We start from the raw sequence: 13441 nt of genomic DNA, 5'->3' as shown, positions 1-13441 counted from the left end.
GCGGCTATGTCCTGCCGGAATCGGCAACCAACCACAACGTCCACACCCGGGAGGATGCGGTGCCTCAACGAAGGGCGATCACGGGTCGGAGCCAGGAGCCGAGGGCTCGGTTCGCGGAAGAGCTGCGGTTCCTGAGGCAGGAACGGGGCGTGTCCCTGCGGGCCTTGGCGGAGGCGTTGGGCTGGGACGCGTCCCAGCTGTCGAAGATGGAGAAGGGCCAGATGCTGGGCGGCCCGGAGATCGTGGAGGCGCTGGACCTGTACTACGGCACGGGCAGGCTGCTGCTCACGCTGTGGGAGCTGGCGGTGGCCGACCCGACGCAGTTCAAGGAGCGGTACCGGCGGTACATGGTGCTGGAGTCGGAGGCGGTGAGCATGTGGCAGTACTCACCGAGCATCGTGCCGGGCCTGCTTCAGACGCCGGAGTACGCCACGGAGTTGCTGAGTCAGGGCGGTTGGAGCGGGGCCGAGTTGGACAGGCAGGTGACGGCGCGAATGGGCCGCCGCGAGCCCCTGCTGGCCGAGGGCGGGCCGCACTTCCGCGCGCTCCTCTCCGAGGCGGTGTTGCTCAGCCCGCTGAGCAACCCCAGTGAGTGGCATGCGCAATTGGGCCATCTTCTCGCTATGGCGCAGCGTCCCAACGTCGTCGTCCAGGTCGTTCCGGGGGCGGCGGGGCTGCACGCGCTCACGAACACTCACACCATGTTCTTGCACGGCGCCGGTCGAATTGTCGCCTGGGTCGAGACGGGCTACTCGGGCGAGCTGGTCCAGGAAACTGCGGCGGTCGACCAGCTCCAGCTCCGATACGATCGGGTCCGTGATGTTGCCCTCTCTCCGGTCGCATCACGGGAGTTCATCGAACGGATGCTGGAGGAAGCGCCATGCGAGCCATCGACCTGAGCACTGTCACGTGGCGCAAGAGCAGCTACAGCAACCAGGACGGCGGCGAGTGTGTCGAGGTCTCCGACGATCTCCTCCGCGCCGCCGACTGGCACAAGAGCAGCTACAGCAACCAGGACGGCGGCAACTGCGTCGAGGTCGCCGCCAACACCCCCTCCCTCGTCCCCGTCCGCGACAGCAAGGACCCCGCTCGCGGCGCCCTCCTCTTCGGGGCGTCGGCGTGGGGGGCCTTCGTGGACGGCGTCCGGCGCTAGGCGACCATGGCCAGTACGTCGCGGACCAGCCGGCGCGCGTACTCCAGGTCCACCGGCAGCGCGAAGACGACGTGGTAGTACAGCGGCGCGACGACGTGATCGAGGATCTGCGAGGCCGTCGGCGTCGTCTCGCCCCGCTCGCGCGCGCGCCGCACCATCTCTGACGCCTGCCCGCGCCGCGTCTCCGTGACCGGGCAGTCCGCGACGGTCTCGGCGCGGGCCGCCACCATCGCGCGCAGGTACCGGACCCGCTCGGGGCGGGTGATGTCGCGGGCGATGACGGTCGCCCACTCCGTGAGGTCCTGCTCCAGCGACCCGGTGTCGGGTGCCGACTCCCCGTCCCGCGTCAGGGCAGCCGCCGCGACCTCCTCCAGGAGCGCGTTGACGCTGTCCCACCGCCGGTAGAGCGTCGTCGGGTTGACCCCGGCCCGCTCGGCGATGACGGGGAAGGTGATCTTTTCGGCACCCTCGCCCACCAGCTCGCCGACCGACGTGTAGATCGCGGCCAGGACCCGTCCGCTCCGCCCTCCGGGGCGACTGACAGCTGCATGAGAAGGCACACCACCACCCTACGCAAAGACCTTTGCTTTAACCAGGCGCCGTGCTCTACGGTGGTTAAAGCAAAGACCATTGCTTTATGCGGGAGGTCTCGTGCTCAACCGTCCAGTCTCCTTCTTCGTCGCCGGGGCGACGGGCGCCGCGACGCTCACGGCCGCCTCCGCGCCGTCACCGCTGTACCCGGTCTACCAGCACCTCTGGGGCTTCTCCGCGTTCACTCTGACGGTCGTCTTCGCCGTGTACGTCTTCGCGCTGCTGGCCGCCCTGCTGACCGTCGGCTCGCTCTCCGACCGGGTGGGCCGGCGGCCGGTCGCCTCCGGGGCGCTGGTGCTGCTCGCGCTGGGCATGCTGCTCTTCGCGATCGCCGGCGGCACCGGGGGCCTCATGGCGGCGCGCGTCGTGCAGGGCTTCGCCGTGGGCGCCGCCGCCGGCACGACCACCGCCATGATCATGGACTCGGCGCCGAACCCGCGGCGCGGATCGATCGTCAGCAGCGCGGTCCCGGCGCTGGGCATCGCGACAGGGGCGGTCCTGGCCGGCGCCCTGGTGGAGTTCGCGCCCCACCCCCGCCAACTGGTCTTCTGGATCCTGGCCGCCGCCTACCTGGCACTGGCGGCGCTGGTATGGCTGGTCCCGGAACCCGCCCGCCCCGGGTCGGCGACGACGCGAACGCCGCTCTGGCGGTCGCTGCTGCCGAGCGCCGGGCTCCCCCGGGCCACCCGCCCGGCCTTCTTCGCCCAGGTGCCGTCGATCGGCGCGACGTGGGCGCTCGGCGGCCTGTACCTGTCGCTCGGGTCGTCGATCCTCGGCACCGTCCTCGGTGTGCGCAGCCACTTCGCCGTGGGCGTCGTGCTCGGGGTGTTCTTCGCCGCGGGGACGGCGGGCACCGCCCTCTCGGCGGCGCTGCCGGCCCGGCTGCGCGAGTGGTTCGGCCACGGAGCCCTCGCCGCCGGCGTGCTGGTCACGATCGCGGCGCTGCTGACGAGCGCGGCGCCGCTCTACGTGGCCGGCTCGGTGGTCGCGGGACTCGGCTTCGGCGCGGCGTTCCGGTCCACCGTGAACGCGCTCGGCGAGGCCGCGCCGGCCGACCGGCGGGGGCAGGTGTACGCGACGATGTACATCGTCAGCTACCTCGCCTTCAGCGTGCCGGCGCTGGCGGCCGGGCTCGCCGTCGAACGGTTCGGGCTCAAGCCGACGGCCGTCGCCTACGGGGTGCTGGACGTCGCGCTGGTGCTGATCGCGACGGCCGCCGGGATCGTACGGGCGAACCGGGGAGCCGGCGGGCACGAGCGTCGGCCGGACGCGCCCTCGCCGGCGGCGCCGCTGACGTCGCACACCTTCAGCACGCCTCGGCAGACGACGCACTACCTCGAGTCCGGCCCGGCCGACGGACCACTCATGATCTTCCTGCACGGCTGGCCGGGCATAGGTCTCCTCTGGCGCGCCCAGATGGAGGCGTTCGCCGCCGACGGCTGGCACTGCGTCGCCCCCGACCTCCGCGGCTACGGCGGGTCCTCCGCCCCGGCGGCCAAGGACGCCTACACCGTCCGCGAAGTCGTCACCGACATGGCGGAACTCCACGACCACCTCGGCGGCGAGGCCGCGATCTGGGTCGGCCACGACTGGGGCAGCGTCGTGACCGGCGCGCTGGCCGCACACGAGCCCGCGCGCTGCCGCGGCGCCGTACTGACGTCGTGGGCGTACTTCCCCGACGGGAACAGCCTGGCCACCCTCGTACCGCTGGTCGACCGGACGCTCTACCCGGCCGACCGCTACCCGGACGGCCAATGGGACTACTACCGCTACTACACGACGCACTTCGAGGCGGCGGTCACCGACCTCGACGCGGACCGGGCGGCGACGCTGGCCTCGGTCTACCGGCCCGGCAGCCCCGCCGCGACCGGCGAGGTCTCGCCGACGGCGACGGTCACGCGCGACGGCGGCCGCTTCGGCGCCGCGCACCGCGCCGAGCCGACCCCGCCCGACCCGGCCCTGTGGCCGCCGGCCGACTTCGACGAACTGGTCCGGGCCTTCAAGGCGCACGGCTTCCGCGGCCCCTCCGCCTGGTACACGAACGACGCCGCCAACACCGCCTACGCCCGCACGGCCCCCGACGACGGCCGCCTGTCGCAGCCGGTCCTGTTCGTCAACGGTGACTGGGACGCGATCTGCACCATCACGAACAACCACCAGGGCGCCCCCATGCGCGCGTCCTGCCCCGACCTCACCATCACCCACCTCCCCGCCGGCCACTGGCTCCCCCTGGAACGCAAGCCGGAACACATCCAGACCATCCGCACCTGGCTCCGGAACAAGAACCTCGACGCGGCGGTGAGCAAGGGATCATCCGAGGTGAGGCCGTAGCGGCTGCCGAGGGCCTGTGCTTTCCAGCGCATACAGCTCGTGAAGGACGGTTCCGGCCCCCGTGTCCCGGTCGGCCGTGCCGACGCGGACGAACCCGGCGTTGACCAGGACGCGGCCGGAGGCGGGGTTGTCGGGGTGGTGCATGGCCTCCAGCCGGTTGAGGCCGGCCGTGGTGAAGGCGACGGTGACGGCTTGCCGGGTGGCGTGGGTTGCGTACCCGTTGGCCCAGCTGTCCTCCCGGAGGATGTAGCTGATGGTGCCCATGTTCGGGGTGCGTCGACGCAGGGAGATCAGTCCGATCAGATCGTTCCCGTGAAGGATGCCCCAGCTCCACTGAGCGCGCGGGGTCTCGGCGGCTCGGGCGAGGGACGCGCGGATCTTGTCGTGGGCCTGGTCGAGCGTGAGGGGCCTGCCGGTGGTGTACCGGAGGGAGGCCCCGCTGTAGACGCGGGTGAGGGCGGGGCGTCGTGACCGCGCCGGACGGCACCCGTACCCGGATCTACCTGCTCCAGTTCGGCACGGCCGCGCTCACCGACGCCCTGTTCGAGGAGTTCGCGGCGGCTGCGGCACCCACGCACGCCCTGGCCGGGGCCGAGCTGGAGGCGTTCGACGACGGCTTCCCCGTCCGGGCGCACGTCGACGACGTCGACGCGCTGCCGTACGAGGAGCCCGCCCCGTACGGCAAGGAGCAGAACCGGCACGCCTACCTCGGCGCCGGTGACGTCCTCGCCCTGGTCGCGCAGGACCGCGCGGGCGGCGCGCGGGACGTGCCCTTCCGGCAGACGGTCGTGCTGCAGAGCCAGCTGCTGCGCTGACCCGTCTGCGCCGACCCGTCCCCTGAGGAGGGCCGGGTCCCGGCCGCGTAAGCTGGGACCCGGCCCTGTCGTACGCCCACCCCTGCTCAAGGAGCACCTCCGTGGAGATCTTCTTCGAAATCCTGCTGGTCCTGGTCTGCGTCGGCGTGCTCGCCTTCGCCGGGCTGACCGTGAAGAAGCTGTTCCAGGGCCAGCGCTGACCCATACCTAGGAAGCTCCGCTCATGATCGAGATCCCGTCCGACCTCCACAAGGACCTCGTCCCGCTCGCCTTCCTGCTCGGCAACTGGGCCGGCGCGGGCGTGCACGACTTCCCCGGGGCCGAGAAGTGCAACTTCGGGCAGGAGGTCTCCTTCACCCACGACGGCCGCGACTTCCTGGAGTACCAGTCGCACACCTGGGTCCTCGACCAGGACGGCAACAAGGTGCGCCCCCTGGAGTCGGAGCACGGCTTCTGGCGCATCGACCCGCAGCGCAAGGTCGAGGTCACGATGGTCCGCGACGACGGCGTCATCGAGATCTGGTACGGCGAACTGGCCGACCAGAAGCCGCAGATCGACCTGGTCACCGACGCGGTGGCCCGCACGGCGGCCTCGCAGCCCTACACCGGCGGCAAGCGCCTGTACGGCTACGTGAAGAGCGACCTCATGTGGGTCGGCGAGAAGCAGACCCCCGAGGTCGAGCTGCGCCCCTACATGTCGGCCCACCTGAAGAAGGCCGTCACCCCGGAGGACGTCGAACGCTGGGCGAAGGCCCTCCCGGACGACATGCCGGACGACGGGATCGCGTTCTTCAAGTGAGCGGGTGCGTCTCGCCCGTGATGGCCAGGGCGAGGCGCCACATTCCGGTGGACGGGTTGGCTTCCGGGAGGTGTTCCGTGCCTTCCGGCGCCAGCACGCGGGCCCGCTCCACCGCCGCCTTCCACCGTTCCCCGCCGTAGTCCCTGGCGAAGTCGACGGACTTGTCGGCGGGTACGTCGACGTACTTGCCCAGAAGCCTCTTGAGCGCCTCGTAGTCGCGTACCCATCCGCGCTGGTCGGCATGGTGCAGCAGGAGCCACAGCTCGAAGCACGGATTCGAGACGGCGATCTCGACACGCCTCCGTCGGGCGAGACGGACGGCTTCGTCCAGGTCCGGGAATTCATCGACGTCGACCACGCACCACACCTGGTCGAACTCGTCCCCCGCTCCGCCCCAGCGGTCCGCCGCGTACTGCACTACTTGAAGTGGTGAGCCGGGCTTCCTGGTGACCTTGACCGACAGGTTGGGGCGCTTGAGATGGGCTTTGAAGTCCCTCAGGTACTCGTACTCCGTGGTCTCGGCGCCACACACCACCATGATCTGGTCCGCGCTGTCCCGCACGCCTGCCCGTCGGGTCAGATCAGTGTCGCGACGAGGCCGTTTCGGAGTCCGTCCCGGTTCGGGCCTGCCGCTGGGCTTCGGTGTCCTGGCCAGTGGCCCCCCCACCCCTTCGCAGCAGTGCCTCGGTGAAGCTCTCGTCGATGAACGGGACGCCACCGTAACTACCGCCCAGGTACCGGCGCTCCCGGTTCTCGTCCTTTCGCGGTTTGAAGTCGGCGAGTGAGTAGAGCGAGCTCTCCCCGAAGCTGTCCTTCTCCACGAACCAGACCTGGTCGCGTTTGAGGATGTCCTCGCCGTCGCGCCGTCCGAGCAGGCTTGGATCGTGGCTGGTGAACAGCAGCTGGGCGCCGTTCGGATTCGTCTCAGGCTGCTGGAAGAGGCCGATGAGCCGGGCGGTGAGTACCGAGTGCAGGCTGGCGTCGATCTCGTCCACCACGAAGGTGCCCCCCCGGCGCAACACGGAAAGGAAGCGCGGGGCCTGCTGAAGCAGGGCCTGCGTGCCGGCCGACTCGTCGTGCAGATCCAGTTGGACCATGCCGTTCCGCCCCCGGTGTCCGACCCAGGGCCTCAGCAGTTCGCGCGGCCCTTCGTCTTCCAGCTCCCGCAGCAGGCGGGAGGGGATCCGGCGGCTGCCGTACTGGCGGCGCAGGGTCTCCTCGTCCATCACGAGCCGTTCTGTACCGCACCCCTCGATACCCAGGTCGGCGGCGCGAAGCAGGAGCATGATCTCTGGATACCTGTCGGCGTCCTCCAGCGCGCGCATGGCCGACAGCGCGTAGGAGCGCGTGTCGTTGGCCCGGCGGAACTGGAGATGGTGTGCGAACCAGTCGTAGACGGGTCGGAAGTCCCGTTGACGGGAGCGGGCGGCCAGGGAGAGGAACAGAACGTTGGGCTCCGTGATGCTCTCCACCAGTTCCAGCTCACGGGTGTCCTGTGAGGCTCCGGGCTTGACACGGTCGTCACCGCGGGAGAAGAGCTGGCGCTTTTTGCCCATGGGGTAGCTGTCCAGCCACTCCTCCGTGACCCGGGTGTCGTCCACGGCGAATCCGTAGGTGTACCGCACACCGTCCAGCAGCAGATCGGCGATGTACCACGAGGGCTCGTCCCGCGCTGCGTCGTCCAGGAGGAAGGGGTGCCGACTGATGCCCCCGTCCGGTTCGGCGTCCCGATGGGAGGACACCACCATGTGGGCCATGTACTGCAAGGCGTCGAGCAGGTTCGTCTTGCCCGAGGCGTTGGCTCCGAAGATCCCCGCGACGGGAACTGCCGCCCAGTCGGTGCCGACCGGGCGGTCGTCTTCGTAGACCGGGTTCAGGTTGAGCTGTTGCTCCTCGCGGATGGAGCGGTGGTTCGACACGCGGAAGCTGAGCAGCACGGTCACACACCTCCAGCCCTGGAACTAGGTTCACACTATTACTTCTCCTTGCCAGTGAACAGCGCGAATGCCCAACAGGCAACGCCTGGGGAAGCCGCTGAGGCTCTTTCGTGTGGAAAACTCGCACAGACGGCGGCTCTACACTGGGCGTGTGGTGAGCACCGACTGGAAGAGCGATCTCAGACAGCGCGGCTACCGGCTGACCCCGCAGCGGCAGCTCGTGCTCGAAGCCGTCGACGCGCTGGAGCACGCGACGCCCGACGACATCCTCGGCGAGGTGCGCAAGACGGCGTCGGGGGTCAACATCTCCACCGTCTACCGGACGCTGGAGCTGCTCGAGGAGCTGGGGCTCGTCTCGCACGCCCACCTCGGGCACGGGGCGCCGACGTACCACCTGGCCGACCGGCACCATCATCTGCACCTGGTGTGCCGGGACTGCACCGAGGTGATCGAGGCCGACGTGTCGGTGGCCGCCGAGTTCACCGACAAGCTGCGCGAGCAGTTCGGCTTCGAGACCGACATGAAGCACTTCGCGATCTTCGGCCGGTGCCGGGACTGCACCCGGAAGGCCGGGGGCGCGGGGTCGTAGGCTGGGGGCCATGAAGAGCCCCCTGCTGTCCCTGCCCGGCGCCGTGCCCGCCGAGGGCGTGGACGAAGGCGTCGCCGCGCACTACGGCGACCTGTTCCGCGAGCAGCGCGCCCTCGCCGAGGGCGCCGGATTCGTGGACCTCTCGCACCGCGGCGTCGTCACCGTGACCGGCGAGGACCGCCTCGCCTGGCTGCACCTGCTGCTCACCCAGCACGTCAGCGAGCTGCCGGCCGGCCGCGCCACCGAGGCGCTGATCCTCTCCGCCAACGGGCACATCGAGCACGCCCTGTATCTGGTGGACGACGGGACGACGACGTGGGCGCACGTCGAGCCCGGCAGCCAGGAGGCGCTGCTCGCCTACCTGGAGTCGATGAAGTTCTTCTACCGGGTCGAGACCGCCGACCGGACCGCCGACACCGCCGTCGTGTACCTGCCGGCCGGCTCCATCGCCGAGGTCCCCGAGGGCGCGGTCGTCCGCGAGACGCCGTACGGCCGTGACGTCTTCCTCCCGCGCGACGAGCTGGAGCCCTTCGCCGCCGAGGCCGGGCCGCCCGCCGGGGTCCTCGCCCACGAGGCGCTGCGCGTCGAGCAGCACCGCCCGCGGCTCGGCTTCGAGACCGACCACCGCACCATCCCGCACGAGCTGGGCTGGATCGGCAGCGCGGTCCACCTCCAGAAGGGCTGCTACCGGGGCCAGGAGACCGTCGCCCGCGTCCAGAACCTCGGCAAGCCGCCGCGCCGCCTGGTCTTCCTGCACCTGGACGGCAGCGAGGTGCACCTGCCCGGGCCGGGGGCGGAAGTGCGGCTCGCGGACGACGGCCCCGACGGCCGCAAGATCGGCTTCGTCACGACGTCGGTACGCCACCACGAGCTGGGCCCGGTCGCCCTGGCGCTGGTGAAGCGGAACGTGCCGGTGGACGCGCGGCTGATGGCCGAGGCGACGGCCGCGGCGCAGGAGACCGTCGTAGAGCCCTAGAGCCCTAGATGTCCAGCAGCACCGTGAACGGGCCGTCGTTCGTCAACGACACCCGCATCTGGGCGCCGAAGCGGCCCGTCGCCACCGTCGCGCCCAGCGCGCGCAGGGCGGCGACCACCTCGTCCACCAGGGGCTCGGCCACGTCGCCGGGGGCCGCCGCGTTCCAGGTGGGGCGGCGGCCCTTGCGGGCGTCGCCGTAGAGGGTGAACTGGCTGATCACCAGGAGCGGGGCGCCGAGGTCGCTGCACGACTTCTCGTCCGCGAGGACGCGCAGCGACCAGAGCTTGCGGGCCAGCTGGGCCGCCTTCTCCTTGGTGTCCTCGTGCGTGACGCCGACCAGGACGCACAGGCCCTCGCCCTCGATCGCCCCCACCGTCTCGCCGTCCACGACGACGCTCGCGCCGTCCACCCGCTGTACCACTGCACGCATGCCGCCCATGATGTCAGGCGGCCGAGCGCTCCCCTGCGGGGCGGCGGCGCAGCGGGGCGTGCTGGAGCGCCGGCGGCTGGTAGGCCATGTCGAGCGCGCCGACGTCGGTGCCGGGCGGCACGATCGCGTCGATCTCGTCCATCACCTCGTCGCTCAGCACGGTCTCCGCGCCGGTCAGCAGGTCGTCCAGGTGGGCCATGGTGCGCGGGCCGAGGATCGCGGAGGTCACGCCCGGGTGGGCGATGGCGAAGGCCATGGCGAGGTGCGTCAGCGGCAGGCCCGCCTTCTCGGCGAGGGCCAGCAGGCGCTCCACCGCGTCCAGGCGCCGCTCGTCGCGCAGGTGCTGGAAGCCGAAGGCGGAGCGGTGGGTGTCGGCCGGCCGGTCTTTGCGGTAGCGACCGGTGAGCAGGCCGCCGGCCAGCGGGCTCCACACCAGGGTCCCGACGCCGTACCGCTCGCACACCGGCAGCACCTCGCGCTCGACGCCCCGGTTGAGGATCGAGTACGGCGGCTGCTCGGCGCGCGGGCGCAGGAGGCCGCGCCGCTCGGCCGTCCACTGGGCCTCGACCAGGTCGGAGGCGGGGAAGGTGGAGGTGCCGAAGGCCCGGATCTTGCCGGCGCGCACGAGGTCGGTCAGGGCGGAGAGGGTCTCCTCGACGTCGGTGTCCGGGTCGGGGCGGTGGACCTGGTAGAGGTCGACGTGGTCGGTGTCCAGGCGGCGCAGGGAGTCGTCGAGCGCGCGGGTGAGCCAGCGCCGCGAGTTGCCCCGCCGGTTCGGGTCGTCGCCCATCGGCAGGTGCGCCTTGGTGGCGAGGACGACGTCGTCGCGACGGCCCTTCAGCGCCTTGCCGACGATCTCCTCGGACTCACCGTGCGAGTAGGCGTCGGCGGTGTCCACGAAGTTGATCCCCGCGTCCAGCGCCTTGTGGATGATCCGGACCGACTCCTCGTGGTCCGGGTTGCCGACGGCGCCGAACATCATCGCGCCGAGGCAGTACGGGCTGACCTTGATGCCGGTGCCGCCGAGCGTGCGGTACTGCATGGGTGCCTCCATGGTGCTCGAACGTTATGCTCGTCGTACGAAGCGGAACAGTGTTCTGGTTCGTTGTCACCGACGATACGGAACATTGTTCCGGTTAGCAAGGAGGGGTGCCGTGAGCGAGGGCCCGACGGGCGTGCCGGCGCCCCCCAGGCGGGTGCGCGCCGACGCGCGGCGCAGCATCGACGCGCTGCTCACCGCCGCCGCCGAGGTCTTCGCGGAGTCCGGCGTGGACGCCCCCGTGCGGCAGATCACCGCCCGGGCGGGCGTCGGCGCCGGCACCCTCTACCGGCACTTCCCGCAGCGCTCCGACCTCATCGCCGCCGTCTTCCGGCACGAGGTCGACGCCTGCGCCGAGGCCGCCCCCGCGCTCGCGGAGCGGTACGAGCCGGCCGAGGCGCTGACCCGGTGGCTGGGGCGCTTCGCCGGGTTCGTCGCGACCAAGCGGGGCCTGAAGGCCGCCCTGCACTCCGGCGACTCGGCCTACGCGAGCCTGCCCGCGTACTTCACCGAGCACTTCGTGCCCGTCCTGACCGACCTGCTCGACGCCGCCGCCGCGACCGGGGCCGTGCGCGGCGACGTTCCTCCCTACGACCTGCTGCGGATGCTCGGCGACACCGTGTCGCCGGACGACCCCGATTACACGGAGCGGGTGATCGGACTGCTGGTGGACGGGCTGCGGTACGGCGCCGGCCGGCCGGGTGCCGATTAGTACGCCGATACTCCGTTACCGGCTATCCGGGGCCGATCGGGGGCACTTGGTCACATAGCGACCACGTGGAGTGGCACCATGCTCTCCACACGCCGGTCGAGGGGACGGTCGAGACAGATGAAGACACCGAGTACGGGGCAGCCCACCGGACCCGTCGCCGGTTCCGTCGCGGACGCGGCGCCGCGACCGCCCGTGCAGCGCACCGACAGCCCGGAGCTGCCGGACGGGCCGGGGCCCGACCTGGCCGCGCCCGGCCTGCCCGAGCTGCGCGCCCTGCGCCGGGACGCGCAGCGCGACGAGGCCGACCTGAGCTATCTGCGGCGGCTCCTCCAGGGGCGGATCGACATCCTGCGCGCCGAGCTGGCCCGGCGGGGGGCCACCGCCGGCCTCGAGGAGGCGTCGGTCGTGCGGCGGCTGCCGGAGATCCTCACCGACGCCCCCGCCCGGCACCGCTCCTCCGCCCGGCATGTGACGCTGGGCACGCCGCGGGGCGAGGAGTACCGGCGGCTGGCCGACGAGATGCTCGGCGAGGTCGAGCTGTCCGACCTGACCGCCCGCACCGACCTGGAGCTGACCACGGCCATGGGCCGCCTGGTCCGCTACGAGCAGCAGGTCTCCCGGCGCCGGCAGCGGTTGCAGCGCACGGCGGACGACTGCAGCGCGGAGATCGCGCGCCGGTACCGTGAAGGGGAAGCACAAGTCGACGACCTGCTCATGTGACCGAACATGTCCTGCCGGGCGGGCCGTCCCGTCCGGAAGGCCACCGCCGATGTCCGAGCCGATCCCCGACCCGACCCAGGGCGCGCCCACGTCCGCCATGGCGCCCGCCGCGCCGCCCGTACTCGCGGAGGTGGTGCGGTCCGGCTTCGTGGAGGGGCGGCACCGGGGCAGCCTGGTCGTCCTGGGCGCCGACGGGGCCGTGGAGCTGGCGCTCGGGGACGTCACGGCGCCGGTCTTCCCGCGCTCCAGCAACAAGCCGATGCAGGCGGCCGGGGTGCTGCGGGCCGGGCTCGACCTCGCCGGTGAGCGCCTCGCGCTGGCCGCCGCGAGCCATTCGGGCGAGCCGTTCCACCGGGACCTGGTCGGCAAGATGCTCGACGAGTACGGGCTGGACCCGGCGCTGCTGCAGTGCCCGCCCGACCTGCCGCTCGACCCGGTGGAGCGGGACAGCTACCTCGCGTCGGGTGCCGTGGCCGACCGGGTCACCATGAACTGCTCCGGCAAGCACACCGCCATGCTCGCGGTGTGCGCGCGGCGGGGGTGGCCGCTGGACAGCTACCTCGACCCGTCGCACCCGCTCCAGCGGCTGATCCACAAGGTGGTGGAGGAGGCCGCCGGTGAGCCCGTCGCGGCCGTGGGGACGGACGGGTGCGGGGCGCCGCTGCTGGCGATCAGCCTGGTGGGGCTCGCGCGCGCCTTCCGCTCCTTCGTCCTCGCCTCGCCGGGGACGGCGGAGCGGCGGGTGGCCGATGCGATGCGGGCGCATCCGGAGTACGTCGCCGGTACGCGGCGGGCCGACACGTGGCTGATGCGGGAGGTGCCGGGGGTGCTGTCCAAGATGGGCGCGGAGGCCGTGCAGGCGGTCGCCCTGCCGGACGGGCGTGCGCTCGCCTTCAAGGTCGACGACGGTGCGGGGCGGGCCCTCGGGCCGGTGCTGTCCCGCACGCTGGGCCTGCTGGGCGTGGACGCGGAGGTCGTCCGACGGATCGGCGAGGCCCCGCTGCAGGGCGGTGCGCGACAGGTGGGCGAGATCCGAGCGGCGTTCTGACCGTCGCCGTCCGCGGGTGCGTCGTGGCTGGTCGCGCCCGCGTGGCGGAGCCGCACATCGACACAGCCCCGCGCCCCTGGGCCGGCCCAGCTGCGGGCAGCCGCACCGCACCCGCCCACCCCGCCCGCGTAGCTGCGGGCATTCGTGCCGCACCCGCCCCCACCCTGCGTAGCTGCGGGCAGCCGCACCGCGCCCGCCCCCACCCTGCGTAGCTGCGGGCAGTCGTGCCGCGCCCGCCCACCCCTCCCGCGTAGCTGCGGGCAGTCGTGCCGCTGGGGCGGCACGGGTGGGCGCAGCGGCA

15 protein-coding genes and 1 pseudogene are annotated in these 13441 nt (G+C 71.9%); 10 read left to right on the top strand and 6 right to left on the bottom strand.

Annotated features, from left to right (window positions below; all coding sequences use genetic code 11):
* Positions 1-59 precede the first annotated feature (59 nt).
* A complete protein-coding gene (locus ACGFZL_RS30540; protein ID WP_393696674.1) occupies positions 60-899 on the top strand; it encodes a helix-turn-helix domain-containing protein in 840 nt (279 codons plus the stop codon).
* The gene (locus ACGFZL_RS30535) at positions 881-1153 is read left to right on the top strand and encodes a DUF397 domain-containing protein (protein WP_393696612.1); all 273 of its coding nucleotides are present in this window, start codon (positions 881-883) and stop codon (positions 1151-1153) included. Before ACGFZL_RS30540 ends, ACGFZL_RS30535 begins: the two co-directional genes overlap by 19 nt.
* Here ACGFZL_RS30535 and ACGFZL_RS30530 read toward each other — a convergent pair.
* On the bottom strand, positions 1150-1713 hold the full coding sequence (locus ACGFZL_RS30530) for a TetR-like C-terminal domain-containing protein (RefSeq protein ID WP_393696610.1): 564 nt from the start codon (positions 1711-1713) through the stop codon (positions 1150-1152). The genes ACGFZL_RS30535 and ACGFZL_RS30530 overlap by 4 nt on opposite strands.
* A gap of 91 nt (positions 1714-1804) precedes the next feature.
* On the opposite strand from ACGFZL_RS30530, the gene ACGFZL_RS30525 reads away from it, so the two are divergent.
* Positions 1805-4075 carry an MFS transporter gene (locus ACGFZL_RS30525; RefSeq protein WP_393696608.1) on the top strand — a complete coding sequence of 757 codons (2271 nt, stop codon included), beginning with the start codon at positions 1805-1807 and terminating at the stop codon, positions 4073-4075.
* On the opposite strand, the pseudogene ACGFZL_RS30520 reads toward ACGFZL_RS30525, so the two are convergent.
* Positions 4055-4525: pseudogene (locus tag ACGFZL_RS30520) on the bottom strand (GNAT family N-acetyltransferase; N-acetyltransferase); the annotation flags it as partial. The gene ACGFZL_RS30525 and the pseudogene ACGFZL_RS30520 overlap by 21 nt on opposite strands.
* A gap of 17 nt (positions 4526-4542) precedes the next feature.
* Between ACGFZL_RS30520 and ACGFZL_RS30515 the strand changes: the two are divergent.
* Together ACGFZL_RS30515 and ACGFZL_RS30510 are read left to right on the top strand one after the other, a co-directional pair.
* Positions 4543-4890, top strand: coding sequence for a hypothetical protein (locus ACGFZL_RS30515; protein WP_393696606.1), 348 nt, complete (start codon positions 4543-4545; stop codon positions 4888-4890).
* 223 nt (positions 4891-5113) lie between these two features.
* Entirely contained in the window at positions 5114-5689 is a 576-nt protein-coding gene (locus ACGFZL_RS30510) for an FABP family protein (RefSeq protein WP_355172570.1), read from the top strand.
* Here ACGFZL_RS30510 and ACGFZL_RS30505 read toward each other — a convergent pair.
* A complete protein-coding gene (locus ACGFZL_RS30505) occupies positions 5682-6251 on the bottom strand; it encodes an RloB family protein (protein WP_393696604.1) in 570 nt (189 codons plus the stop codon). The genes ACGFZL_RS30510 and ACGFZL_RS30505 overlap by 8 nt on opposite strands.
* 19 nt (positions 6252-6270) lie before the next feature.
* Complete coding sequence (locus tag ACGFZL_RS30500) at positions 6271-7626, bottom strand: ATP/GTP-binding protein (protein ID WP_393696602.1); 1356 nt, start codon at positions 7624-7626, stop codon at positions 6271-6273.
* 151 nt (positions 7627-7777) lie between these two features.
* On the opposite strand from ACGFZL_RS30500, the gene ACGFZL_RS30495 reads away from it, so the two are divergent.
* Positions 7778-8215, top strand: coding sequence for a Fur family transcriptional regulator (locus ACGFZL_RS30495; protein WP_393696600.1), 438 nt, complete (start codon positions 7778-7780; stop codon positions 8213-8215).
* Between the two features lie 10 nt (positions 8216-8225).
* Entirely contained in the window at positions 8226-9191 is a 966-nt protein-coding gene (locus ACGFZL_RS30490; RefSeq protein WP_393696598.1) for a YgfZ/GcvT domain-containing protein, read from the top strand.
* Between the two features lie 4 nt (positions 9192-9195).
* Here the strand turns inward: ACGFZL_RS30490 and dtd are convergent, their stop codons facing one another.
* Both dtd and ACGFZL_RS30480 read right to left on the bottom strand, forming a co-directional pair.
* Positions 9196-9621, bottom strand: coding sequence for a D-aminoacyl-tRNA deacylase (gene dtd / locus ACGFZL_RS30485; RefSeq protein ID WP_393696596.1), 426 nt, complete (start codon positions 9619-9621; stop codon positions 9196-9198).
* A gap of 13 nt (positions 9622-9634) precedes the next feature.
* Complete coding sequence (locus tag ACGFZL_RS30480; protein WP_393696594.1) at positions 9635-10663, bottom strand: aldo/keto reductase; 1029 nt, start codon at positions 10661-10663, stop codon at positions 9635-9637.
* Positions 10664-10775: 112 nt separating this feature from the next.
* On the opposite strand from ACGFZL_RS30480, the gene ACGFZL_RS30475 reads away from it, so the two are divergent.
* From ACGFZL_RS30475 to ACGFZL_RS30465, 3 genes are all read left to right on the top strand, one after another.
* Positions 10776-11372 (top strand): TetR/AcrR family transcriptional regulator, encoded by a 597-nt coding sequence (locus ACGFZL_RS30475; RefSeq protein ID WP_393696592.1) that lies wholly within the window; start codon positions 10776-10778, stop codon positions 11370-11372.
* Between the two features lie 117 nt (positions 11373-11489).
* Positions 11490-12092: an aerial mycelium formation protein gene (locus ACGFZL_RS30470; RefSeq protein WP_355172553.1), complete on the top strand. Its 603-nt coding sequence runs from the start codon at positions 11490-11492 to the stop codon at positions 12090-12092.
* A 49-nt stretch (positions 12093-12141) separates the two neighbouring features.
* Positions 12142-13140: an asparaginase gene (locus ACGFZL_RS30465; protein WP_355172551.1), complete on the top strand. Its 999-nt coding sequence runs from the start codon at positions 12142-12144 to the stop codon at positions 13138-13140.
* The last annotated feature ends 301 nt before the right edge of the window (positions 13141-13441 follow it).

The organism is Streptomyces sp. NPDC048182 (assembly GCF_043202555.1).
In the GTDB taxonomy this organism is placed as follows: Bacteria; Actinomycetota; Actinomycetes; order Streptomycetales; family Streptomycetaceae; genus Streptomyces.
The sequence above is the reverse complement of the archived record's forward strand: the minus strand, read 5'-3'. Positions and strand labels throughout refer to the sequence as shown.

What these genes read in the sequence shown, in the direction of transcription:
- dtd (WP_393696596.1), bottom strand. Translation starts at nt 9,621, where the DNA reads ATGCGTGCAGTGGTACAGCGGGTGGACGGCGCGAGCGTCGTCGTGGAC.
- ACGFZL_RS30490 (WP_393696598.1), top strand. Translation starts at nt 8,226, where the DNA reads ATGAAGAGCCCCCTGCTGTCCCTGCCCGGCGCCGTGCCCGCCGAGGGC.
- ACGFZL_RS30465 (WP_355172551.1), top strand. Translation starts at nt 12,142, where the DNA reads ATGTCCGAGCCGATCCCCGACCCGACCCAGGGCGCGCCCACGTCCGCC.
- ACGFZL_RS30535 (WP_393696612.1), top strand. Translation starts at nt 881, where the DNA reads ATGCGAGCCATCGACCTGAGCACTGTCACGTGGCGCAAGAGCAGCTAC.
- ACGFZL_RS30480 (WP_393696594.1), bottom strand. Translation starts at nt 10,663, where the DNA reads ATGCAGTACCGCACGCTCGGCGGCACCGGCATCAAGGTCAGCCCGTAC.
- ACGFZL_RS30510 (WP_355172570.1), top strand. Translation starts at nt 5,114, where the DNA reads ATGATCGAGATCCCGTCCGACCTCCACAAGGACCTCGTCCCGCTCGCC.
- ACGFZL_RS30470 (WP_355172553.1), top strand. Translation starts at nt 11,490, where the DNA reads ATGAAGACACCGAGTACGGGGCAGCCCACCGGACCCGTCGCCGGTTCC.